Source organism: Fodinibius saliphilus (assembly GCF_005869845.1).
Lineage (GTDB): Bacteria > Bacteroidota > Rhodothermia > Balneolales > Balneolaceae > Fodinibius > Fodinibius saliphilus.
The window spans coordinates 326,595-349,968 of sequence record NZ_VAWF01000004.1 but is presented as its reverse complement, the minus strand read 5'-3'; the positions used below and the strand labels follow the sequence as shown (position 1 = coordinate 349,968).

Genomic DNA, 23,374 nt, shown 5'->3' with positions numbered 1-23,374 from the left:
GGTAGAATTATGGCAGAACTGAAAATAGAAAAAAGTGGACAAAAGTAATAAGCGTCACAAGATTTTGTAGAGAGATTAGCCAAATCGCTCTACAAACTAAAAACCCCGCAAGGTTTCTAAAAATCTTGCGGGATTGTATTGTCTTTTACTCCTCAAACTGGTAGCTGTAGACGCCTATATAGGTGCCGAGGTAGAACACCTGCCGGTGGTCTACCATGATCGATATTATTATTAGTTTGTACTCCAGTGGCTAAGATGATCTATTTTGGAAGTTTTTGCTACATTCTGAAATGTCGGGAACTTGATGAACAAGTTACCAGAGGTCTTCAGTAAAGATTAAAAAGGTTTTATTTACCGCCGTCATCGTAGCGAACTAGCCGACTATAGTATTTGGTTAGTGTCGTCATTTCAGAAGTGTTGCCATCATCATCTAAGTCTTGCTGGTCGGGATATTGTTGTTCCAACAGTAATCCAGGACCTTCAAAAGTGTAGGATTTGCCAATTATTTGAAAGGTTTCGGAGAAAGATTCATCGACAAAATTGAAGCTGGTAAAAGTGATTTTATCGCCGGTCTTATATATAGATGTGGTTGACTCTTCAATGGTTACTGAAAGGTGGGAATTTTGTATCTGATATGTTGCTTCTGCCTGACCATTTTCATTTACGATATCGGATTTTATTTCAATTTGTAGACCATCGTTTTTTAAAAATTCGAACTGCTCTGCAAAATACCCTCCGCCCATCCTGCCAGCCGAAACGACATTTTCGTTGATTGTAGTACGTTGCGCCTGAAGTGCGTAGGTACCAGTTTCAACGGCATTCGAAGATTTTCCCTTGTCAGTGGTATTGCAACTACCGGCTAATAGGATCGCGAAAGCAACAATGAGTATATGAATTTTAGAAAGTGCCATTATTCTACCTCTCTTCAATCTAATTAAGTTGAAAATCCGTTTTAACCTATTAAATGTTTGCAAAAAAAAGTAATCATTAGTGTAATCCATGTTATTCAGTAAAGTAGAGTAGTTTCACTTGGGATAGTAGAAGCTCCATTTGGTCCCTTAGATAGGGATATACCACCTAAGTATTACGAATAACGAAAGGCTATCTCATCGATTTAATTTAAAAATAAATAAAAGATGAGGTTATGAAATATATCAAGAAGGTAAGTATAGTATTTTTAGCAGCTGTTTTTTCTTTCTCTTGCGGTCAAAATAGTTTTTCTCCGACTCAATCGGGAAACATTCCAAATTTTAACAGTAATAAAGAAACGGAAAAGACAACTACCGAATCTTCAACTTCCGTTCGTTATGACGATTTGCCTGATGGTGCTGATTATGTAGCGGAGGGAAGGAAGTGGAACCACAAAAATCTAACTTATTATTTTTCAAATGGAACGGGAGATATCTCAGGAAATCAAGAACAACAAGCAATTGCAGATGCCACAGATTTATGGGAAGAGGTATCTGGTTTAACATTTAGGGAGGTTAGTTCCGCTTCTCAAGTTGATATAATTATTAAATGGGCAACAGGAAGTCATGGAGATGGTTCTGCATTTGACGGTCGAGGGGGCGTATTAGCTCATGCTTTTTATCCACCCCCGAATGGTACTTATGCCGGTGATTCCCATTTCGACGATGCTGAAACATGGACGCTTTCAGAGAGATCAAGCTCCAGTCAACCAATGGATTTAACAACTGTAGCAGCTCATGAATTAGGTCATTCATTGGGTTTAGGCCATTCGCAGGTTCAAGGCTCATTAATGTATGCTTACTATGATGGTTCTCATCGTTACCTTTCTCAAGATGATATAGATGGCATTCAAAATTTATATGGTCCTCCTCCACTTGAGGTTACAATTAGTGGCCCTAGCTCGCTGTCGAAAGGCCAGCAGGGCACCTGGTCAGCCTCCGTGTCCGACGGAGACGGCAACTACTCCTACGAGTGGTACTACCGCTCGGATGATACGAACAACCAGTGGGATGGGCCGGTCAGCTATACAGACTCCTATTCTACTCAAATGTATGATTTTGACGGCTACACACTGGATATTCGCGTTGATGTCAGTGACGGGTCCCAGCGAAATGGCAGCAGTAGCGTAAGGGTTACGTGCACCGACTGCGATCCGAGCGGGGGCGGTGGTCCGCTTAGTGTTGAAAATAACTAATGGATTTATGCAAGCTTTACGGGTAGCGCCCGGCGGGAATTAATAGCCCTGTCGGGCGTTTTAATGTCTAATAATAGCAGTTTCTTATTTGTGAGGCCGAGCGTAAATGATTTATCTGATCGGCGGGTCTAAAACTACTGTTTCTGATCCTTGAATTTTTCGTGCAGTGCTTCCGCTACGTGGTCGGGCACAAAAGAGGATAGGTCGCCTCCCCAATAGCCAATTTCTTTAACCAATGAAGCGGAAATGAAGGTGAGTTGTTCATTGGGCATTAGAAAAACGGTATCTACATCAGGGGCCAATCGTCGGTTGGTTAATGCCATCCGGAACTCATATTCAAAATCAGAAACCTGCCGAACACCACGTACTAAAGTTTGGGCATCTTTTTCTTTGGCAAAATCAACGAGCAGACCGGTAAATTGTTGGATCTCAACCCTTTTTGCCCACTCCTTATCGGCCAGGCATGTTTTGATAAGTGCTTCTCTTTCATCCCCGGAAAACACCGTTTCTTTCTGTTTATTTACAGCTACGGTGATAATTACTTCATCAAAAAGGTCGGTGGCACGTTCTAAGATGTCAAGGTGCCCGTAGGTGATGGGGTCAAAAGAACCGGGATATAGAGCCAACGTTTCCATAATAGTAGATTTGTTAAAATTCTATTCCTTCTTCAGCCAGAAAGATACTTACATGTGTACGACCGTATTCCTTGTAATAGGCACAATGGGGGTGATCGGTAAAATTATGACGCTTGTCATGTTCCAGGATGAGCCATCCGTTTTCGGCCAACCAGCCATCAGTAGTTATTGTATTAACCATCTCGTGCATGAGGGGGAAATCGTATGGAGGATCAGAAAATATGATATCATAGGGCAGTGGCATGCCTTCCAGAAATCGTTCAACAGGAGTGCTGGCCGTACGAATTTGGTCTGAAATACCGAACTCTTCACTTATTTTTTCGATGTGTTGGGTATTACGGCGGTCATTGTCTACAAATAATACTTTTTCGGCACCCCGAGATATTGCTTCAATACCGAGATTCCCGGAGCCGGCAAAAAGGTCAAGCACATGTGCTCCACGAATATATTTTCGAGCTTCCAATATAGAAAATAAGCCCTCTTTGGTTCGGGCAGAAGTAGGGCGGACATTTAAGGTTTTTGGAATATTTATCTGTCTGCCTTTCAGCAGGCCGGTAATAATACGCATGTAGTTGTACTTTGATTGTGCAAAATCATTTTAGCCCTAAGGTAACAAAAATAATGTTGTGGGACTTAATGGATCCCCCTAGATCCTTTGTTAGTTGCAGTCTAGAGCTAGCATTATCGCAGGGAAAGCGTTTTCAAGGTTAAAGCCATAGGTTTCTTCATCCGCATCAATTTGCATTTTTTCGAGTGTATCCATTTTAGTAACCGTGCCGGCCTCATCCCAAAATGGTTTTAGTATTTCAATGGTGCGGTAAGCTTTAGAGCCGTAGACATAAATCTCTTCATGTAACCCTTTCATCCAGTTTAATGCTTTGGTGCGCTGCAGCCACAGGTAAGGCAAATCTTGGATATTGTCATAAGGAATGAAGGTTGCGCCCCGAAGTTTTCCTAAAATAAATGAAGAGATAGAGATGCAGTTATTAAAGCAGCAGATAGTCATAAAGGAACCACCGGGATTGGCATGTTGCACCCAGCGACTTCCTATTTCAAAGTTACTAATAAGGTCGGTAGTAGAAGTGTCTGAGGCAAGTTCCTGCATTAAATGCATCGAATCGCTGTTACGCAGGAGCAAAAATTTATAGTCTTGGTTGCTGAGGTTATACCAAGTGGGGTGAATTTTTTTGCGTTCAACACCGCTCATCAGAATACTGATATGCTTTTCACGCTCGTCGGAATTGTCATAAACAATTTTGGGGACAGCGGTCCAGCATTCTTGGGTGGGAAAAGATAGAACACGAAGGCGCTGTATATCGTATTCTTCTTTGAGTTGGGTAACGGTTTCTTTAATGCCCCGAAAATGCTGCTCGGTATTACCGAGCAGCGTCTCGGTTACATCAATATTAAAATCATAAGATCCTATGTGGGCAAGTTTTTGTGGTTTGGCAGGGTCGTTAACGGCATAGTATAACCGTTTGCCAAAAAAACAGAGCCCTAGACTAGGATATTGATCCTTCATGCAAAGTTATTCCCAGTTACCGGAATTAAGTCTGGTAGTTTTTTCAAGGGACCCAATTTGGTCGTCAGTTGCCGGATCTTTCAATAAGTAAATCTGAGGACGAAGCGTGTCGTTCAGAGTATATTCAAACTTAGGATGCGGTGGACGCGGAGAATAAATAAGGGAATCGGGGTTATATGAAACGTTGGGTAGTAAAGGCTTAAACAGAGAATCGCCATTAGCAATCATTGCCGAATCCGTTTTAAGAAATGTCACTAATGAGTCGAGCCCTCCTTCTGTTGGCGGGAACTCATCGTTAGTACGTTCGTACTGGATGAGTGCTTCACGAACATTACTCATTTGGTGGCGAACACGCTCTGTCATTTGTTCGCGTTCAATAACTTCTTGGTAAGGGCCTACGATAGATTGGTACAGCCAATATGCCAGGCCGATGATGATGATGATACCTAGTACAATACTAAACAGTTGGTTACGCTTTTGTACATCCATGTGCCGGTAAATGTGTAATTATAGTGTTTTGCGAAAATATGACTTTGAAAATACATTCCGACTTGTTGATATGCAACTAGAACTGAAAAATGCTGTTATTTGGGACGAAATCTAATTTTTTACTAAAAGTGTAAAAAAGAGGGCTTCTATGAGGGTGTTAGCAAAAATACCTTTTCCATTAGGCCTGAAGACAGGCCACGCTGCTGAAATTTCTTTAACTGATCAAACTTAGACTGTTCGTGTAACAGATGAAGTGAAAAATGACTGCCAAACCTTTTATGAATTTCTGATTCTGGGACTGAGAAGGGCGGTCCGGTCATTTCATCTTGCTCGTATTCAAAGGTTTGGAGCAGAATTTGGGTTTGGGGATCACATAGTGCCATAATTTTTTGTGCGTATTTTTCACGCATGGCAGGTGGTAATGCTACAATAGCGGCTTTGTCATAAATAGCAGCAGGAGCGGGAACTTGATCGGGAGGAAGCGTTAAGAAATCTCCCTCCCATAATGTTAGTTGATCTGAGCTATGAACGATGAAACCGTGACTACGTTCTTTTGAGAATGTGTGCGGATAATTTTCTTTAATTTTCTGTATCGCTTTTGACGAGATCTCTACTCCTGTAACAGTGTGCCCTTCTTCGAGAAGCCACCTTATGTCCCGGCTTTTTCCGCAAAGGGGAACAAGAACCTCCGAATTTTTGTCAATAGATAAATAAGGCCAGAGTTTTGGTAATTGGGGATATACTGTTTCCATATGCCAACCGGTATTGTTTTTTTGCCAGCGACTCTGCCAATAACTTAATTCCATAATGATATGAGATTCGTCAAAGAGTATAATGTTATGGTATCAAGATAATAATACAGGATAAGCATGGATTTAAATTTTATTTGGATGCCGATAGTAAAAGTAGTATTTGCTATGTTTTTAGGTGGGCTCATAGGGTTAGAGCGAGAACTAGCCAGAAAACCGGCTGGATTACGAACACATATGCTTGTTGCCGGGGCCTCTTCGCTGCTGGTAGTGTTGGGAGATATTATGATTGTTAATTATAGCAGTAGCTCTATGGTTAAGGCAATACAGGCCGATCCCATTCGTATTATGGAAGCAATAATTACCGGAATTAGCTTTCTGGGGGCCGGAACCATAATTTTTAGAAATCAGCAGGAAACGGTTGAGGGACTTACAACAGCGGCATCAATATTATTTGCAGCTGCTATTGGTATCGCAGTAGCTTTGCAACAGTATTTGCTGGCAGGTATTCTTACAGTTATTGCAATCGTAATTTTGTTCGGATTGGGTTATATTGAGCGCTTCATTAAAAGGCTGAGAAACCGCCTGTACGACGAAAATTCTAAAAAATAAAGATTATACCCCGATTCGTTGAACCGGAAAATCCTGAACCTGGCGATTCCCAACATCATTAGTAATCTTTCTGTACCCCTTCTGGGTGCCGTAGACACTGCATTGGTGGGCCACTTGGATGAAGCCTATTATTTAGGAGCCATTGCCGTGGGAAGTATGATTTTTAACTTCATTTTTTGGGGATTCGGTTTCTTACGAATGGGTACCACGGGACTTACTGCACAGGCTTTTGGTGAGGACGAGAAAACCGACAGTATTATGACTTTGGCGCGCGCATTAGCGGTAGCTGTTTTTTTCGGAATAGTAATTGTGATACTGCAGGCCTGGATTGCTGACTTCAGCTTTTGGCTTGTGGAAGCTTCTCCTGAGGTAGAACGGTATACTCGTATCTATTTTGAGATTAGAATATTTACTGCTCCTGCCACGCTTTGCTTATATGCTATCAACGGCTGGTTTTTGGGAATGCAGAATGCCCGTTATCCAATGATCGTGACTATATTTCTGAATGCCCTGAATATTGCCCTAGATGTGTTTTTTGTCTATGGGATGGGTTTGAATGTTGATGGAGTAGCTATGGGAACGCTTATTGCCCGGTATGCGGGGCTCATTCTTGCCGTAATACTCCTGGTTTACCAATATCGGAATTGGTTATCCGGCTATGTGCACGAGCTTTTACTTGAAGTTAAAGCAATTAAAAAATTCTTTTCGGTAAACCGTGATATTTTTATTCGTACCCTCTGCCTGATCTTTACCTTTTCTTTTTTTACAGCTAAATCTGCTGAGTTTGGTAATGTAGTGTTGGCAGCAAATTCAATTTTGTTACAGTTGTGGATGATGGTATCGTACGGCATAGATGGATTTGCATATGCAGCCGAGAGTCTTATCGGTCGATACACTGGTTCTGGTCAGCAGAAGCGCATAAATCTGACAGTTAAGTATTGTTTTGTATGGGGTACGGGTATTGGAGTACTGGCTTCTGCAATATATGCCATTTTTGATGTACATATTATATGGCTTTTCACTGATCAGAAAGATGTGATTGATACTGCAATGGTTTATTTTTTATGGACTATTGCAGGGCCCATAGTAAGTAGTTTTTCGTATATATGGGATGGGATTTTTATTGGGGCAACAGCCACAGGCCCTATGCGGGATTCTATGATTATTGCTACGTTGACGATCTTTATACCTGTTTATGCTATAGGAGTTCACTTTTTGGGTAACCATGCTCTTTGGCTTGCTATGACATTGTTTATGTTAGCAAGGGGAGCTACGCTCACATATTTTGCCCCGAAGCATATTTTAAAAGTGCACACAGCTTAAAAATAATAGCTAAGGTATTTAGCTAGATCTAAAAACTGTTAAATTATGAAAACAATTATGTTGTTGCGGCACGCCCAGTCGCCACATGCAACCCACGGACAAAAAGATTTTGATCGTCCTTTAGCTCAAAGAGGCCGAGAGGATGCATTGCGACTGGGTGCCTTTATACAGCAAACGGATAACGTACCTGCCCATTTGGTAAGTTCTCCGGCCCAACGTGCGAATGAAACAACAACAATTTTAGTGGAATCAGCAGGAATTGATGAATCGGTCATTACCTGGGATAAGGAACTTTATCATGGTGGGGTGCAAAACTATTTAAAGGCTATCCAAGAATCCCCAAATAGTGTAGATACCGTATTGCTAGTTGGGCATAACCCCCTATTGGAGCAAGTGGTTGCTACTCTTTGTAATAGGGAAGGCGAATATACTGCCCGGATGTCTACGGCTTCATTGGTGTGCATGGAACATCCGGCAGTGAAATGGGGACAGGTACGGCCTGGGACAGCTCGCTTCCGATGGATGATGGAGCCAGAAATTTTACGGAAGCTTGATATCGATTGACGCCTTCACAAGTTATTAGCCGGTTATATCTTTATAATCGGCCAGTCGTGATTTTTCATCCTCTTTGTCCATTAGTTTTAGAATATGCGAGACTGCTTCATGAGGATCTCTAAAGTAATGGTCTTCTCCCAAGTATTCTTTTAATCCCGCTTTGTTAATGATGTCTCGTACCGGTCCTTTGAGCCCGGCAATATAGAGTTCAATATCCCAATTTTGAAGGGTGCCGGCCATTGTTTTAATCTGTTCAATAGCTGTGGTGTCAAGGGAGTTTATTGTACTACCATCGATAACAACATAGTGAGTGGACTTATTCCGCTCCCTGCTTTTTTCAATTATATAGTCTCTGAAAAAATCAGCATTAACAAAAGAGAACGAAGCGTCTACCCGTAAGATCATCAGTCCGTCAATTGGTTTTGCCTCGGGATTTCGATCCAGGTTTTTAAACAAACGGGTGTTGGGTATTATACCCAGTTCGGCTACATTGGGCCGGCTGTATTTGTAAAGCATATGGATCATAGAGGCAACGACCCCAAGTAATATTCCTTCTTGAATACCAATAAGTAATGTGCAGGCAGCTGTGAAAATAGCGATAAGCCCTTCACTGCGTCTTGTTGTATAGAGGAATATAAATTCCGATATATCAATAAGATTTAGGGCCGATACAATGATTATAGCTGCCAGTATCGGCATGGGTAAAAAGTAGAAGACAGGTGTGAGTAATAGTAGAGTAGCTATAATTACTGCGGATGTAATTATATTTGCCAATGGTGTTTTTACATTTGCCTGATCTGATGCCGCTGAACGTGAGAAACTGCCAGATACAGGAATAGACTTAAATAAACTGCCGAAGAAGTTTGAAGCTCCAAGTGCTACAAGCTCATGATTGGCATCGATGATATAATTATTTTTCTTCGCGAAAGTTTGTCCCAGTGATGCTACACTCATAAACTGAACCAGTGCGAGCGTAAGTGCAGTGGGCAGTAGTTCCCGCATGTTGTTAAAGTTTATTTCCGGCAGGCCAAATGTGGGTAGTCCCATGGGGATGTCTCCTACCAGTTGAATGCCTACTGCTTGTGCTCCGGCACTCCACGAAATGAGAATACTACCGCCGAGTATAAGCACAGAGGCTGGGAATATAGGTTTTACGTGCTTTATAAAGGCAAGTAAGGCGATAGCAATGCCTCCCCAAAGGAACGTTTGTAAATGGACATGATCAATATTTCTTAAAACTTCTTCAATGATAACGATCACATATTGAGTTTGGGGTAGTTCAATGCCTAAAAGATTATTAAGCTGGCTTGCTGCAATAATAAGGGGAGCAGCAAGAGTAAAGCCGGCAATTACCGGTCTTGAGAAAATATTTAATACTGAACCCAACCGCATGGACCCCATGAGCAGTTGCAGTCCTCCGGCCATCATCGTAAGTAGAATAGTGAGCGTTATATAGCGCTCCGTGTTGGGTTCGGCAAGCAAAGAAACCCCCGCGGCAACGATAAGCATATCGATGGCAACTGGACCAATGGAAAGGTTTTTAGAAGTACCCAAAAGAGGATAGATAAGCAAGGGGATTACACCGGCATAAAGACCATATATAGGAGGCACTCCTGCGATAACGGCATAAGCCATCCCCTGAGGTATAAACATTACGCCGGTCGTAATTCCTGCAGTCAGATCACCGCGAAACTTCTGACTATTGTAATCAGGTAGCCATCCTGAGATTTTAAACGTTTTTTTGAGCCACTCTTCCATGTACTAAAAAGGCCAAAATATTTAAGGGTAATCCAACTTTTGTGAAGTCACTAAATTTATATTGCCCTGCCCCGTAAATCAAGGTGTTTGTTTGATAACCAAAGGGAGTGATAAAACTGAGGGATGCTGCAAACGTAACAGCAAATAAAAAGGATAAGGGGTAATGTTCATCGCTGTGGCTGATATTATGGCAATAGGGGCAAGGGGTGCGGCAGAAGCATTGTTTGACATGAATGCTGTGATGCCCATTGGTAATAGAAAAAATCTGGATAGTACGGCGCGCGACCCTAAATCTGAAAAGTAGTGCAATAATATGGTTGGCAAGCATGGCAACAAGGTTCACAAGTAAAATTAATGCTGCTACATCAAATGAAACATAGCCGATTTAAAAAGAAAGAATGCTACTATAACAAGAGCAAATACGAAAATAATTTCGAATGATATTTTTCACTCTCACTTAATTTTTGGCTAAATACTCTCGGTATAGTAACGAGTTACTACTTTTAGGAAAATTGTAAATAACTTTTACTGCAAAATCAGGTTATTTTGTAATAATATCATAGGGAGCACAAAAATATTGTTTGTAAGACATTGGTTATAAGTAATGTTATTCTAACTGTTTACTAATTATTAGTTTGTAAGGTTTTACAACAGCTGGAAATAAATTTTTATTTATTTTTTGCTCTTTATAAAGGCCAGATGATAGGTATGAATATAGTGGCTAGTATCCAGAATATAATATTAAGAGGCAGTCCAATTTTAGTAAAGTCAGTAAACTCATATTGTCCCGATCCGTAAACTAAGGTGTTTGCATGGTGACCGAAAGGGGTAATAAAGGTTAAGCAGGCTGCATAGCTGACCGCAAGGACCATTGGTTCGGTATTCACTCCTATTTGATTGGCAACCTCAAAAGCAATGGGGGCGAGTAATGCTACGGATGCATTGGTGGAAATAATAGCTGTTATCATCATGGTGAAAAGGTAAAAGCCGGAGAGTACCGCTACAGGGCCAAAGTCATAAAGCATCCCAATCATCGAATCTGCAATAAGTCCGGCGGCTCCGGTTTTATCCATGGCCGTACCGAGTGGAAGTACCCCTACAAGTAACATGATCACCTTCCAGTTTACAGCAGTATAAGCTTCTTCAGTGGTGAGGCAGCCCGTTAGTATCATCATAATTACGCCGGCGGGTGCACTTACCATGATAGGCAGAATATTAAGTGCTGCTAGTCCTACAACCGCGGCAAGTATTCCTACAGCAATGTGGGTTTTGTCGGTACGCGGACGCATAACATCTACTTCGGAAGATATGACGAAAGAGGGATCGTTATTTATTTCGTGGATTCTTTCCTTGCTCATACTTAGCAAGAGTGTGTCTCCGCCAGCCAGGTGAATGTTTCCTAGCTCTTCTTGTTTCAACTCTCCGTGGTGGCGGATGGCCAGAGGTACAGCACCAAATCGTTCGTAAAAGTCAATATCACTTAATTCCCTGCCCTCTAATGTAGATTCCGGTGCTACTGCTGCTTCTACCAGTGCATCCCGGCCATGCTTTAAGTCTACATCTATCCACTTTTTACTGGGGATTAAAGCAAGGTCTTCGCGGCGTAACAGTTTATCAATTTCAGATGCACTCCCGCGAATGCGCAGAATATCTCCGGATTCAACTTTGGTTTCGGTCCTTTGTGCAGAAGAATCACTGTCGGGTTTGAAGATTCTTAATACGTCGAGATCGAGTTCTTCAGTTAATCCTCCTTCATCTAAATATTTACCTACTAAATTTGATTCGTCTTTAACTTTTAGATCTGTTAGGTATCCTTGCATCTTAAAATCAGCAGTGAGCTCATCGTCTTTGCGTCGGGGGGGGATTAAATCTACTCCCACAAAATACATATAGAGAAAACCTGCACAGAGAAATATGAGGGCCATGGGCATAAAATCGAACATGGCAAAGCCCTGGCCGCCCCTATCCTGAACTATGGAGCTAACTAATAGGTTAGTTGAGGTCCCTATCAGGGTATGGATACCCCCCATGATTCCTGCAAAGGCTAATGGCATGAGCAGCTTAGAGGCGCTAACTCCAATTCTGGCAGAGATATCAATAATGACGGGTATAAAAATCATTATAACCGCCGTGTTGTTCATGAAAGATGAGGTAAAACTAACAAACAGCAGCATTACGAAAAGCCAAAGCCAGAAATTGTCTTTCATCTTTTCACAAAAGAAATTGCCGGCTTTGTTTAAAAGTCCGGTTCTCCGAAGCCCTTCACTGATAACAAACATTGCTGCAATCGTAATAGTAGCTGGGTTACTTACTCCCGCAAATCCCTCTTTAGGAGTAAGTATGCCTGAAGCTAAAAGAGAGACCAATAAGATAAGTGCTGCTACGTCAAAGGATACATAGTCTGTTGCAAAAAGAAATAATGCTAATCCAAGCAGAGCAAATACAAAAATAATTTCGAATGACATGCGAAGCCATCATTTTTTTTGCAAAATAGTGATTAATGGACAGGATAAACCTATCTTGAAATTTATAAATCGTTATTCAGTTCTCTTCTGCATTTCTTTTAACAACTGATCGCCTCCTGTAATTTCTTCTAATAGAAAAAGAATATATCTGATATCAACGTTAATGGCTCGTTTGAAGCGTTTGTCGTAATAATAGTCTCCAATTATTCCTTTTCTATTGCTATCAAGGGTTAAGCCAATAATTTCTCCCTCTTTGTTCATGACAGGGCTTCCGGAATTGCCGCCGGTTATATCATTACTGGACAGAAAGTTTACGGGTTGGTAATCTGTAGAGTCTGCATAAGCTGCAAGCTTATCAGATATATCAAATGAATCATCTGTGCCAATTTTATCAAATAATCCACTGAGGGTAGTAAAAGGGGGGTGGTAGTTGTTATTTGTGTCTGTATAGCCGGCAATATGTCCACCACTAAGTCTAAGCGTTGCATTAGCATCAGGGTAGGCTGTGGAATCTTGCTGAAATGATAGCATCCCCTCCGTATATCGGCGTTGCGCGGGACGCAAATACGGTAAATGTTGCAGGTAATTCTTACGGCTAAACTGGTAGGTTTCTATCATCTCTTTATAGAGTTTTACCATAGGATCAATGGAGTTAGATCGAGCGCTATCAATGGGAAGGGCTGTAAATCTTTTAGCTTTGTGCAGGTCAAATATAATAGAGCTTTGTTCCAGAGAATCTACATAACTTTTGATCTCATTTTTAAGATTATGGCCTTCTTTTTCATCAAAAAGTCGAACCAGATAGAACATTACTTTACCATCGGGGAGTGTTGCCAGTGAATACAGCATTTCTGAAAGCATCATTTTTTGTGCTTCGATATCTATATTTTCTAATACTTTTTTATGCTGAGTTATTAGATTTCTTTTTTGTTCTTTCGTTAAATCTATATTAGAATTATCAGCTCGATGGTTACGATATGCATTATAAAATCCGGCAATTTTCAACAATTTGTTATTGTTTATTGCCTGCACCAACCCATATAACAGGTCGCCTGATTGAGAGGCAATATCGTAGGATTGTTTCAATTGCCGAAATACCCTCCGGTACTGTTGGTAGCGCAAAGAATCTTTTCGTATCCACTGTTCAAAATACTGCTCTGTTGCCCTTTTCTTTTCAAGAATATTTTGGTTGCTAAATCCGCGTTGTATTTCCCGGTAGTATTTAAGAGCATTAGCTATTGATGCTCGCTTAGAGGCACTTTTAAGAGCTTTAACAGAATCTTGTTGGGCCGCATGTCGCAGGCTTTTAAGTATGGCTTGGTAAGATTCAATCAGGATTGGGTTGCGGTAATTGTTATAAAATTCAAAGGCGAAGCTACTTTCGTTTCTGTACGTTTGTCCGGGGAAGCCCAACGTCATGGTAAAGCTGTGGGGTTCAGCTCCCGAATTGTCTATAGTTAGGTGAAAAGAAGGTTGGAATGGGATGTTAGAGGAGTTATATGATTGGCTCTGCCCGCTGGGATCTACATAAGCACGCAGGAAAGCAAAATCTCCGGCATGGGTCGGCCAGTGCCAGTTTTCAAAGTCATTGTTATATAAACCAATTGATGTAGGAGGCACATGAGCCAGCCGTACATCACGGATAATTTTATATATCGACATTAATTGTCGGTTTCCCGACCAGATATCATCTATTTCTACAACCAGATTACTATTATCCCCTTTTCGTTCAGCTATAAGTTCTTTCTTAATAGTCTTTGCTTTTTGCTCTTGCTGGTAAAAAGTGAGCGTATCGGCTAGCTGGGATTGTATTTTGGAGGTTACATCTTTTTGCTCAACGGTAATGTAAAGCGTAAAGTTTTGAAGGGGGATTTCTGCGTTCATACTGTCCGCGTTAAACCCCTTTGTAAGATATTTTTCCTTCATTATACTTGCAGCCGTAATCCCGGGATAGGCGGTTTGGTAAGAAGTAAGGATAAGACCGTTGGGAGATACAAAGGAGCCCGTGCCACTGCTGTTGCCATCAATATTTATGCGCACAATACTTTGGTTTAATGATGGTTCGCGGGGATGGTATAAATCCGATTTTTGGACTTGTAAGCCTTTGCTTTTTAACTCGTTAAATATGGCTTCTTCAATGTTGGGAAGTAGCCACATTCCTTGGTCGTCTGGGGCTGTGCTATCCCCAAAAGGGGTGTGCGATTGTGCTTGAGCCTCTTGCTGTTGTACCGAAGAGGAGGATGCGCATCCCGATGGTACAATTCCTGCAAGAAAAAAAAAGGGAATAATTAGCCGGCACAATTTTCCTGATTGATACATGCTGATTTATCTGATTAGATGCTTATATTTGGTGGCGAAGCTTTAAGAAGGTGCGAAGATTTTTTCTTACATTAAAGCGATATAACTTTTGAAAGGATTATAAAAGATTAAGGTTGTTCGAATATGAAATATGAGCATAAGTTTTTCTATCTCTGTAAAATACCTCTAAGCGCAGAAGGCCCCAAAGATGTTGAGGTAATTGATCGCGCTGAGGAAACTTCAGAATTCCCTAAGCTCTTTGAAGAATATGAAGAGTTGCGTTCGCATGCATTTAATGAGGATAAGCTGTATAGCGTTATTCGTGCAGATGACGTCTTCGAACTGTTGCGAACGGGAACTGAAAAGCAGGCAAAAGAGATGGCTTTTGAAAACGCCCAACAAGAGATTGTTACAAATTTGCAGCATAAAGTAATGCAAGGTGGCGATAAAGAGGCAAAAGCAATTCTAAAAGAGGTACATGATATCGATGCTTAAGTAGTATACGATATCTTAGTTTTATACCGTTCGTGTTATGGCTGCAAAAAAACGCCCATTCTATATTGTTGAACAGGATAAGGATATTTTTGTAGTTGATAAGCCTGCCGGGTTATTAGCTGTTCCTATTCCTGACAGTAATGTGAAAAATCTATATGACCTTGTTGCTGACCATCTTGGCAAGCATGGAGTGCGGGTAGGGTGTGTGCATCGCATAGATCGATATACCAGCGGCTTGATGGTCTTTGCCAAAAATAAGCGGGCGTATGACGACCTTTATAAAAAATTTCGAAATCATGAGCCCAAGCGTACGTACCTTGCTATCGTGCGAGGCATCATAGAAAAAGATGAAGGTACGCTTGAACATCATCTTAAGCTTATTAAAGAAGGTTTTCGTAATATCGTAGTAGATCCAAGTGAAGAGGGGGCTACGCCTGCCCGGTTATCCTACAAGGTGAAAGAACGGTTTTTTGAGAATACATTGGTTGAAGTCCAGCTGGATACCGGACTTAAAAATCAGATCCGTGTTCAGTTTGAACATGTTGGGCACCAATTAGTGGGAGATCAACATTATGCTCCCGAAGAGGAGAAGGAACCGCTGATTGATCGCCAGGCCCTTCACGCATATCAACTTTCTTTTAAACATCCCCGGAAGAGCAAAACGGTAAAGTGTGAGGCAAAGATTCCTGCCGATATGCTTCGCCTTATCGATCAGTTCCGCTGGAATAAAGAAAAACACACAAGCTAAAAAGCTGTCACCCTATTCTTGGTATAAGATACTTCCTATCTGTTTGATAAATACCTTCTATTGGTCTATTGGAATGATTAGCGGGATATTCATGTAGTGATAGTCCAACAATTTAAGAGTAACAAAGAATTATGGTTATACAAGTATTAAAAGAGTTTTTTTGCGAGTTGATTGCAGAAATCGTTGAATTGAGTACAGATGGGACTAGAGATTGTAGCTGGAACTGCAAATGCAATAATTAAAAACAAATACGAGGTGTTCAGAAATGAGTACCACTACGATAGAAAAGAAAGAGATGGATATCAATATTGGTATTAATGAGGAGAGTCGAAGGGCTATAGCCAACGAACTCTCAAAAGTATTGGCAGATTCATATATGTTGTATCTTAAAACGCACAACTACCACTGGAATGTAACCGGTGAGCTTTTCCATTCATTGCACGAGCAGTTTGAGCAACAGTACACCGAACTTGCTGATGCCATTGATGAGATCGCAGAACGTATTCGTGCTTTGGGATATCGGGCGCCGGGAACATTTAAAGAGTTTAATGAGTTAACTTCTATTAAGGAGGAACAAGAAGAGCCCGAAGCATTAGAGATGGTTCGACGGTTGGCACTTGGCAACGAACAGGTTCTTCGCACGGCGCGGCAGGCCCTTGAACCGGCAAAAGAAGCCGAAGATGAGGCTACTGTTGACTTGTTAACTCAGCGGTTGCACGTGCATTCTAAGACAGCTTGGATGTTGCGAAGCCATCTTGAATAGTTGTTGGGCTTTATAGAAATATTAATATAACTACAATAATTATGGCTACACGAGAAGAGTACATAAATAAGTTGGAAACGAAGCTCAGAGAGTGGAACACACAGATCGATGAGCTACAAGAGAAGGCAAATGAAGAGTCGCAAGGTCTGAAAGTTAAGCTCGAAGAGCGAATCGAAATATTAACAAAAAAACGCGAAGCCCTTAAGTTAAAACTGAACCAGATAAAAGAATCTGGAGATAAAACTCTTGAAGATATTAAGTCTGATACCGAACAGCTTTGGGGTGATGTAAAAAAAGGTTTAGCTGAAATCCGAGAGATTATTCAAAAATAAATCGATATTTCCCTTTAGTTTATAAGGCAGTACATTGATGTACTGCCTTATTTATTTATAAATTGAATTTTAAAAAGACTGCTGTAAATATGGAAGAATTTCAATCGCTCTTTGAAAGTGTTATGCCTCAATTGGTTGAGTACGGTTTAAAAGTAGTAGGGGCAATATTTGTTTTAGTGGTGGGATGGATTGTTGCTGGATGGCTTAGCAAAAAAGTACAACGACAGTGTGAAAGTTCAGAAACAATTGATGATACGTTAACTCCCCTGTTGGCCAAAGTTACGAAGATTCTGGGGCTAACAGTGGTTGTTATTTTTGTATTAAACATGGTGGGTATCCAAACGGCAAGTCTTGTAGCCGTCTTAGGAGCAGCCGGGCTTGCAGCCGGTTTAGCCTGGCAGGGTACGCTCTCAGATATAGCTGCAGGAGTTATGCTTTTAGTGATGCGGCCATTTAATGTTGGTGACTCAATAGAGGTAGACGGAACGTCTGGCACTGTTGAAGAGATTGGGGTAGTGATGACTAAGGTAAATACCTTTGATAATGTGGCTATTGTGATGCCTAACTCCAATGTATGGGGGAGTAACATTAAAAATATGTCGGCCAATGATAAAAGACGTATCGATTTGGTGATTGGCTTTGGATATGATGATGATATCGATCATGCGATAGAAACAATTAAGAATATTCTTGATAACGAAGATCGAATTTTGGAGGAGCCTGAACCCAAAGTGGCTGTTTCTGAACTAGGTGGTAGCTCGGTAAATCTTATGGTGCGTCCCTGGGCAAAACAAGAAGATTTTTGGTCTTTAAAATATGATCTGATAAAGCGCATTAAGGAACGGTTTGATGAAGAAGGAATTAGCTTTCCATATCCCTCTAAAGATGTTTACCTTCATAAAGAAGAAAGTTAATTTTAGTAGAGATTTTTGGGGGAAGACATAACAAAAGTTAAGCTTTGTAAGGAGCACCTCAGGGCAAGCTTTAAGGATTTAAAGTCACTTTTAGTACGGTGATTGTACCTAACTATCGGTAGGCTATGTCATTTTTATCGGGTTGATGGTGTAATTCTCATCTCAATTGTAATAAGTTCTTTAGAAATATTATCTTAGTTACACGTTATTAGCATATAACGTAAATCAGAATTGCCAAGAGCTACAACAGAGGTTTCTGTGAATACAACTATGGAAGAAAAAGAAAAGACATCCGAATTTTTATATGAGGATGAATACGTATTTTTAACTGAAAATAATGAGCTTTTTTTAAAGGATGGGGGGCAGGGAGACCAACGGAAGTTATGTGAGGTCCCGGCTAATCAGGTCGAAGAAAAAATTGCTAACTTCAAGGGTGCCTTTAGTGCATTAGAGGAGAAGGTTGAACAGGCAATTTCTGACCAGGAAGTTACAAGTGAGTTGCTTGCTTCTTTAAAAAAGGATGTTCAGGAAACAGTAGCAATTGGGGATTTTGATAGCCTGCTCAGTCGTATTGATGAGGCAGGGACGGTTGATAAGGAATCAAGTGAAGAAGATACTGAGAAAGCCAAGGAGGATGTTATTGAGGAAGAAAATACGGGAGAAGCAGAAGAGCCTACCGAAGAGTTATCAAACGAAGAAAATGATGAGGATCCCGTAACATTTTATAGGAATATTATTAGCAAGGCTCAAGAGCTTGCCGAGCAAGATGATTGGTCATATGTGTCTGGTGAGTTGAATAACCTTAGCCATAAATGGGCTGACGGTCCCACTACTGATTCTGAGAAGGTCAAGAAACTTTTTCAGAAGTTTAATAAGATTGTTGATGACTATGAGGAGAAAAAGGAAGCTTATTACAAAAAGCAGAAAGAGAAGCGGCAACAGAACTTAGAGACTAAGAAGAAGCTTCTTAAAGAGTTTGAAGGTATTGTTTCTAACGAAACCTGGACAGCTACTAAACGAGTAGGCCAGATGAAGCAGCAGTGGAACAGTACAGGCCCACTACCCTCTGGCAAAGGCGAGGAGCTTGATGAGCGATTTGAAGAGCTGCTTGATACTTTTAACGAACATAAAGTAGATCGGCTTGTTCAAAAGCGCCAAAAAGAAGAAGACAACCTGATGCTAAAGCTGACGGTGCTTGAAAAGATGGAAAATGTGGCCGAGTCTATCAATCATGAAACTACTGAATGGGATGAGCTGGAAGAGCAGTTCGAAGACCTTACAAAACAGTGGAAAAAAATTGGTAGGGTTCCGAAGGATAAAGCAAATAATGTTTGGGAACGGTATAAAGCCGCTCAAGACAAATATTACGATCAAAAATATAAGCATGATCCTGAGCACCAGTCTAAGGTAGACCGTTTTTATCATAAAAAAGAAAAGCTTTGTGAAGAAGCAGAAGCCCTTCTCGAAGAAGATGATTTAGCAATTGCCGCCCGAAAGATTAATAAACTACACCGCCGTTGGAAGAAAGTAGGGAATTTGCCACAACGGACAGAAGATAAGTTATGGAACCGTTTTAAAGCGGCAACGGATGCTTTCAATGAAAAGAAATCTAATAATCGAGATAAAATTGAGGAGCTCGAAGAGGAGCATTACCAACAAAAGTTGGAGCTTATCGATAAAGCTAATGCCATTAAAGAGACCGATGATTTTGAGAAGGGGCATTCAAAGATGCAGAGCTATATGGATCGCTGGAAAAAAATTGGTCCTGTGCCTCGAAAAAAATCCAATAAAATTTGGAAGAAGTTTAAAGGGGCGATGGATGAATTCTATGATCGCCGTCGCGAACATTTTAAGGAGGTAAAGGAAGAGCGTAAAGAAAACCTCAAAAAGAAAAAAGAGATTCTGGAAGAGCTTAGAGAACTCGGTAGTCACGAAGATCCTATCAAGGCTGTTGATCTTGCAAAGGACTTACAAGAAAAGTTTAAGAATGTAGGGTATGTGCCCATAAAGCATAAGAATAAAATGTGGAAGCAGTACCGTGAGGTCTGTGACGTTATTTATGATCGTATGCGGGCAGCCAAGTCAGGAGATAAGTTTGACCAGGAGTTAGCTAAGGCAGACTTGAACCCTGAGGATCGTAACCAAATTCAAGAGTTGCGGAAAGAATATAAAGCGATCAAAAAAGAGGTCCGCAGCTTAGAAAAAGAAGCACTCCAATATGAAGAGAAGAAGACCTATTTTAAGCCTACCAATGGAGGTAACAGCTTGTTAGATGAGGTCGAAAAGAAAATTGAAAATATTGAAGAGGAGATAGAACAGAAGCGCCAAAAAATGGAGGATTTAACGGATCAAATGGATGATATCCGTGAAGGTTCAGTAGAGTAAGTAAAGTTTGCTTTTCTGACAGGTTCTGCTATTTTTTTACAACATTTAAAGAGTTTGCCTGTCTTTTTAATAAAAGTATTAGGGCTAATAAAAAAGATGATAGATAGGCTGTATTGGTAGTAACTGTTTAATTTCCAAAGTATTTGCATGGGCAAAAAGAATAATCAGATAAGTATTATTTTTTGGGGAGTCCGAGGGTCGACTCCATGTGCGAATAAAGAAAATATGGTTTACGGAGGAAATACGACCTGTGTGCAGGTGACTATTCCTCAATCTGATGAATTGCTAATTCTTGATAGCGGTACGGGTATTCGCAATCTGGGAAATAGACAGAATGGTAACACCAAAGTTAGGGGACGTATATTTATTACTCACCCGCATTGGGATCATATCCAGGGATTCCCATTCTTTAAACCTATATATGGTTCCAAGAATCAATTTGAGATCCATATGCCTGAACAAGAAGATGGGGGGTGTAAAGAGATTTTATCGGGACATTTAACGAAAACATTTTTCCCGGTAACCTTAGAGATGATTGACGCCAACCTTAAATATGTAACTCAGTCTCCTGAAAAGGTTGAGTATGACGGTTATAGTGTAGAATATATGCTGGCGAACCACACCACCAATACCGCTATTTACAAGATCGAAATTGATGGTACCACTATAATTTTTTGTCCTGATAATGAGCTTGAACCTGAGGCTATTAAGGCAGGAAGGGATTATTATGCTAAGTTAGAATCCTTTTTTGAGGGTGCGGATATTTTAATTCATGATGGGCAGTATAGTTTGGAATCTTATGAAGGAAAGCATGGATGGGGACATTCGGCCTGGGAAATTGTCGTTGATTTTGCCCGGCAAGCAAAGGTGAAAAACCTATTTATAACACATCATGATCCTGATTCTACAGATCAAGACTTGGCAGAGCTGGATCAAAAATTGCAGCGAAAATATGCCCCCTTTTTTAATACCATTGAGCTTGCTAAAGAAGGGACACAGCTCTTAATTTAAAAAAGGGATGCTTATTTAGCACCCCTTTTTCGCAGGTTCAAAACCTATTTTATAGATAAAATCGGACTCCTAATCCACCGTCAACATCAAAACTGGTTGCAGGGGCAATATTAATGATGGGAGCAACTTCAAAGAAAAAGCCGACTGGAGAATCTTCGAGCAGGTAGTTCAAACCGATTGGAAGCCGGGCACCAATAAAGCTGGAGTCTCCCAATACCAAGCGTCCGCCTATACCATAGTAAAGGGGTAATGAGCCTGAGTCTACTTTATTAAAAGTTTCGTAATTATGCCAGAGATAGTCGGCATGTATGTTGATAGCATCATAGCGGCCAAAAGACCATGCCAAACCGGCATCTATGGCATTGCCTCCACCGGTCCAGCTCTTGAGGCTGAGACCTGTTGGTTCGCCGATTATAAATCCGACCCCAAGATCTTTATTGGCATCTTGAGCATTTGAAATGGTATTTAACGAAAGGACTAGAAAAGCTGACAGTATTGTTACCGTTAGTAGCTTTTTCATAATTTGAGAAATTATTTCAGAATTAATTAGTAAGATATTTTCTAGATCATTAGTCCAATTAAATTGATTGGCAGGCGAGATGTTCCAAGCTAAATTATTGAAATGAGTAGGATTATTAACCACCTGATGCTATTAGAAAATACTTAAACAAAGCTTGAAAGATGAATAGTTCCGAACAAGATGTGCTTCTTATTTTTATAAAAAATCCCGAGTTCGGTAAAGTAAAAACACGGCTGGCAAAATCAGTTGGTCCCGAAACAGCATGTTTGGTATATGAGCAGTTATTAGAGATAACACGAAATGTTACAAGCAAGGTAAACTGCGACAGACAACTGTGGTATTCTGAATATATTGATAATGATGATCGCTGGAGCGAAGAGCACTATAGAAAGAAACTACAGCATGGCCAAAATTTAGGTGAACGGATGAGTAATGCTTTTGAGCAGGCCTTTATGGAGGGCTATGAACACGCCGTTATTATTGGAAGTGATTGTGCAGCACTCAAGAAAAGCCACCTGGTAAATGCATATAGCATCTTGCAGAACCATGATGTTGTTATTGGGCCATCCCAAGATGGCGGTTATTACTTGTTAGGGATGAATCAGTATCTGCCCGATCTTTTTGAAAATATGGAATGGAGCACTCCATCGGTCTATGATGAAACCATCCGGCGTATTAAAAGGATGAACTTGATGTACGAAGCAGTAGAAGAGCTTAATGACATTGATACCGAGAAAGATCTGATGGAATCACGGTTAAGAGTTAAGGGCAATGAAAATTAGTGTAATTATCCCAACTTATAATGAGCAGCATTGTATTGTAAATACAATATCTGCAGTCATAGAAAACTCGGGAGAGACGGTTGACGAAATTATTGTAGTTGATGGCGGAAGCTCGGACGAGACCGTATATAAGGCAAAGGAGACATCAGCAAAGGTAATTAGTTCTCCCAGAAAGGGACGGGCGGCACAAATGAACTATGGGGCAGAACAGGCAGCATCGGAAGTGCTGTATTTTTTGCATGCTGATAGCGTGCCTCCCCAAGACTTTGATCAAGAGATTGTTGACGCCGTCCATAGAGAGATTCCAGCCGGTTGCTTTCAGCTGGCTTTTGATGATAACCACTGGTTACTCCAAAGTTATGCCTGGTTTACGAAGTTCGATATAGATGCTTTTCGTTTTGGGGATCAAAGTTTATTCATTGAAAAGGGATTATTTCAAGATATAGGTGGGTTCCGGGAGGATCATTTGCTTATGGAAGACAATGAAATTATCCGGCGCATTAAAAGGGATACCACGTTTGTTATATTGGATAATGTAGTTACAACTTCGGCACGTTCATATCGCAAAGTGGGGGTAGTCAAGTTGCAACTGGTATTTTTTCTTATCTATTCACTCTACTTTTTAGGGGTAGAACAAGAATATTTGTTGTCGCTCAAAGAAAAAACACTCCAATAGGGATAACACCGTTAACTGCCTCTAAACCGAATTTCGTTAATTCAGAGTTAACAGTATGCTAATCTTAGATTTTTTATTTTAACATCGCTCTGGGAAAGGGGATGGTAGGAATTTAAGATTATCTTCCACTCTCAAATTATATGCTTATAAGGTTAAAGCAGGTAAAAATCCCATGAGT

The 23,374-nt window shown here is 40.7% G+C and carries 25 protein-coding genes; 14 read left to right on the top strand and 11 right to left on the bottom strand.

Annotated features, from left to right (window positions below):
* Nucleotides 1-347: 347 nt before the first annotated feature.
* Entirely contained in the window at nt 348-911 is a 564-nt protein-coding gene (locus tag FCN14_RS14450; RefSeq protein WP_138431998.1) for a hypothetical protein, read from the bottom strand.
* 233 nt (nt 912-1,144) lie between these two features.
* Between FCN14_RS14450 and FCN14_RS14445 the strand changes: the two genes are divergently transcribed.
* Nucleotides 1,145-2,164, top strand: a complete 1,020-nt coding sequence (locus FCN14_RS14445; protein ID WP_138431997.1) for a M10 family metallopeptidase domain-containing protein — start codon at nt 1,145-1,147, stop codon at nt 2,162-2,164.
* A gap of 134 nt (nt 2,165-2,298) precedes the next feature.
* Here the strand turns inward: FCN14_RS14445 and coaD are convergent, their stop codons facing one another.
* From coaD to FCN14_RS14420, 5 genes are all read right to left on the bottom strand, one after another.
* Complete coding sequence (gene coaD, locus FCN14_RS14440; protein WP_138431996.1) at nt 2,299-2,799, bottom strand: pantetheine-phosphate adenylyltransferase; 501 nt, start codon at nt 2,797-2,799, stop codon at nt 2,299-2,301.
* 13 nt (nt 2,800-2,812) lie between these two features.
* Nucleotides 2,813-3,367 carry a 16S rRNA (guanine(966)-N(2))-methyltransferase RsmD gene (gene rsmD, locus FCN14_RS14435; RefSeq protein ID WP_138431995.1) on the bottom strand — a complete coding sequence of 185 codons (555 nt, stop codon included), beginning with the start codon at nt 3,365-3,367 and terminating at the stop codon, nt 2,813-2,815.
* A gap of 90 nt (nt 3,368-3,457) precedes the next feature.
* The gene (locus tag FCN14_RS14430) at nt 3,458-4,321 is read right to left on the bottom strand and encodes a hypothetical protein (protein WP_138431994.1); all 864 of its coding nucleotides are present in this window, start codon (nt 4,319-4,321) and stop codon (nt 3,458-3,460) included.
* Between the two features lie 6 nt (nt 4,322-4,327).
* Complete coding sequence (locus FCN14_RS14425) at nt 4,328-4,810, bottom strand: hypothetical protein (RefSeq protein ID WP_138431993.1); 483 nt, start codon at nt 4,808-4,810, stop codon at nt 4,328-4,330.
* Between the two features lie 146 nt (nt 4,811-4,956).
* Nucleotides 4,957-5,616 carry a thiopurine S-methyltransferase gene (locus FCN14_RS14420; RefSeq protein WP_138431992.1) on the bottom strand — a complete coding sequence of 220 codons (660 nt, stop codon included), beginning with the start codon at nt 5,614-5,616 and terminating at the stop codon, nt 4,957-4,959.
* A gap of 63 nt (nt 5,617-5,679) precedes the next feature.
* On the opposite strand from FCN14_RS14420, the gene FCN14_RS14415 reads away from it, so the two are divergent.
* The 3 genes from FCN14_RS14415 to FCN14_RS14405 are packed head-to-tail and all read left to right on the top strand — an operon-like array spanning nt 5,680 to nt 8,058.
* Entirely contained in the window at nt 5,680-6,171 is a 492-nt protein-coding gene (locus FCN14_RS14415; protein ID WP_212747659.1) for an MgtC/SapB family protein, read from the top strand.
* 18 nt (nt 6,172-6,189) lie between these two features.
* The gene (locus FCN14_RS14410; protein WP_138431991.1) at nt 6,190-7,494 is read left to right on the top strand and encodes an MATE family efflux transporter; all 1,305 of its coding nucleotides are present in this window, start codon (nt 6,190-6,192) and stop codon (nt 7,492-7,494) included.
* A gap of 45 nt (nt 7,495-7,539) precedes the next feature.
* Complete coding sequence (locus tag FCN14_RS14405; RefSeq protein ID WP_138431990.1) at nt 7,540-8,058, top strand: SixA phosphatase family protein; 519 nt, start codon at nt 7,540-7,542, stop codon at nt 8,056-8,058.
* Nucleotides 8,059-8,073: 15 nt separating this feature from the next.
* Here the strand turns inward: FCN14_RS14405 and FCN14_RS14400 are convergent, their stop codons facing one another.
* Both FCN14_RS14400 and FCN14_RS16140 read right to left on the bottom strand, forming a co-directional pair.
* Entirely contained in the window at nt 8,074-9,807 is a 1,734-nt protein-coding gene (locus FCN14_RS14400; RefSeq protein ID WP_138431989.1) for a SulP family inorganic anion transporter, read from the bottom strand.
* The gene (locus FCN14_RS16140; RefSeq protein WP_350354177.1) at nt 9,779-9,919 is read right to left on the bottom strand and encodes a hypothetical protein; all 141 of its coding nucleotides are present in this window, start codon (nt 9,917-9,919) and stop codon (nt 9,779-9,781) included. The genes FCN14_RS14400 and FCN14_RS16140 overlap by 29 nt, the downstream gene beginning before the upstream one ends.
* Nucleotides 9,920-9,970: 51 nt before the next feature.
* On the opposite strand from FCN14_RS16140, the gene FCN14_RS15970 reads away from it, so the two are divergent.
* Nucleotides 9,971-10,111, top strand: a complete 141-nt coding sequence (locus FCN14_RS15970; RefSeq protein ID WP_246043180.1) for a hypothetical protein — start codon at nt 9,971-9,973, stop codon at nt 10,109-10,111.
* A 382-nt stretch (nt 10,112-10,493) separates the two neighbouring features.
* Here FCN14_RS15970 and FCN14_RS14390 read toward each other — a convergent pair whose 3' ends face one another.
* Together FCN14_RS14390 and FCN14_RS14385 are read right to left on the bottom strand one after the other, a co-directional pair.
* Nucleotides 10,494-12,272 (bottom strand): SLC13 family permease, encoded by a 1,779-nt coding sequence (locus tag FCN14_RS14390; RefSeq protein WP_138431987.1) that lies wholly within the window; start codon nt 12,270-12,272, stop codon nt 10,494-10,496.
* 72 nt (nt 12,273-12,344) lie between these two features.
* Nucleotides 12,345-14,591 (bottom strand): S46 family peptidase, encoded by a 2,247-nt coding sequence (locus FCN14_RS14385; RefSeq protein ID WP_138431986.1) that lies wholly within the window; start codon nt 14,589-14,591, stop codon nt 12,345-12,347.
* Nucleotides 14,592-14,714: 123 nt separating this feature from the next.
* Here FCN14_RS14385 and FCN14_RS14380 point away from each other — a divergent pair, with 123 nt between their 5' ends.
* The 7 genes from FCN14_RS14380 (at nt 14,715) to FCN14_RS14350 (ending at nt 21,218) form a co-directional block, all read left to right on the top strand.
* Entirely contained in the window at nt 14,715-15,065 is a 351-nt protein-coding gene (locus tag FCN14_RS14380; RefSeq protein WP_138431985.1) for a hypothetical protein, read from the top strand.
* 37 nt (nt 15,066-15,102) lie between these two features.
* Nucleotides 15,103-15,813, top strand: coding sequence for an RluA family pseudouridine synthase (locus FCN14_RS14375; RefSeq protein WP_138431984.1), 711 nt, complete (start codon nt 15,103-15,105; stop codon nt 15,811-15,813).
* A gap of 265 nt (nt 15,814-16,078) precedes the next feature.
* The gene (locus FCN14_RS14370; protein WP_212747658.1) at nt 16,079-16,576 is read left to right on the top strand and encodes a Dps family protein; all 498 of its coding nucleotides are present in this window, start codon (nt 16,079-16,081) and stop codon (nt 16,574-16,576) included.
* A gap of 41 nt (nt 16,577-16,617) precedes the next feature.
* Nucleotides 16,618-16,908 carry a sll1863 family stress response protein gene (locus tag FCN14_RS14365; protein WP_138431983.1) on the top strand — a complete coding sequence of 97 codons (291 nt, stop codon included), beginning with the start codon at nt 16,618-16,620 and terminating at the stop codon, nt 16,906-16,908.
* A gap of 89 nt (nt 16,909-16,997) precedes the next feature.
* Nucleotides 16,998-17,822 (top strand): mechanosensitive ion channel family protein, encoded by an 825-nt coding sequence (locus FCN14_RS14360; RefSeq protein WP_212747657.1) that lies wholly within the window; start codon nt 16,998-17,000, stop codon nt 17,820-17,822.
* Between the two features lie 258 nt (nt 17,823-18,080).
* Nucleotides 18,081-20,207 (top strand): DUF349 domain-containing protein, encoded by a 2,127-nt coding sequence (locus FCN14_RS14355; RefSeq protein WP_138431982.1) that lies wholly within the window; start codon nt 18,081-18,083, stop codon nt 20,205-20,207.
* 147 nt (nt 20,208-20,354) lie between these two features.
* Nucleotides 20,355-21,218, top strand: a complete 864-nt coding sequence (locus FCN14_RS14350) for an MBL fold metallo-hydrolase (RefSeq protein WP_246043179.1) — start codon at nt 20,355-20,357, stop codon at nt 21,216-21,218.
* 49 nt (nt 21,219-21,267) lie between these two features.
* Here FCN14_RS14350 and FCN14_RS14345 read toward each other — a convergent pair whose 3' ends face one another.
* On the bottom strand, nt 21,268-21,738 hold the full coding sequence (locus FCN14_RS14345; RefSeq protein WP_246043178.1) for a hypothetical protein: 471 nt from the start codon (nt 21,736-21,738) through the stop codon (nt 21,268-21,270).
* 161 nt (nt 21,739-21,899) lie between these two features.
* On the opposite strand from FCN14_RS14345, the gene FCN14_RS14340 reads away from it, so the two are divergent.
* Nucleotides 21,900-22,520: a TIGR04282 family arsenosugar biosynthesis glycosyltransferase gene (locus FCN14_RS14340; protein ID WP_138431980.1), complete on the top strand. Its 621-nt coding sequence runs from the start codon at nt 21,900-21,902 to the stop codon at nt 22,518-22,520.
* The gene (locus FCN14_RS14335) at nt 22,510-23,196 is read left to right on the top strand and encodes a TIGR04283 family arsenosugar biosynthesis glycosyltransferase (RefSeq protein ID WP_138431979.1); all 687 of its coding nucleotides are present in this window, start codon (nt 22,510-22,512) and stop codon (nt 23,194-23,196) included. Before FCN14_RS14340 ends, FCN14_RS14335 begins: the two co-directional genes overlap by 11 nt.
* The last annotated feature ends 178 nt before the right edge of the window (nt 23,197-23,374 follow it).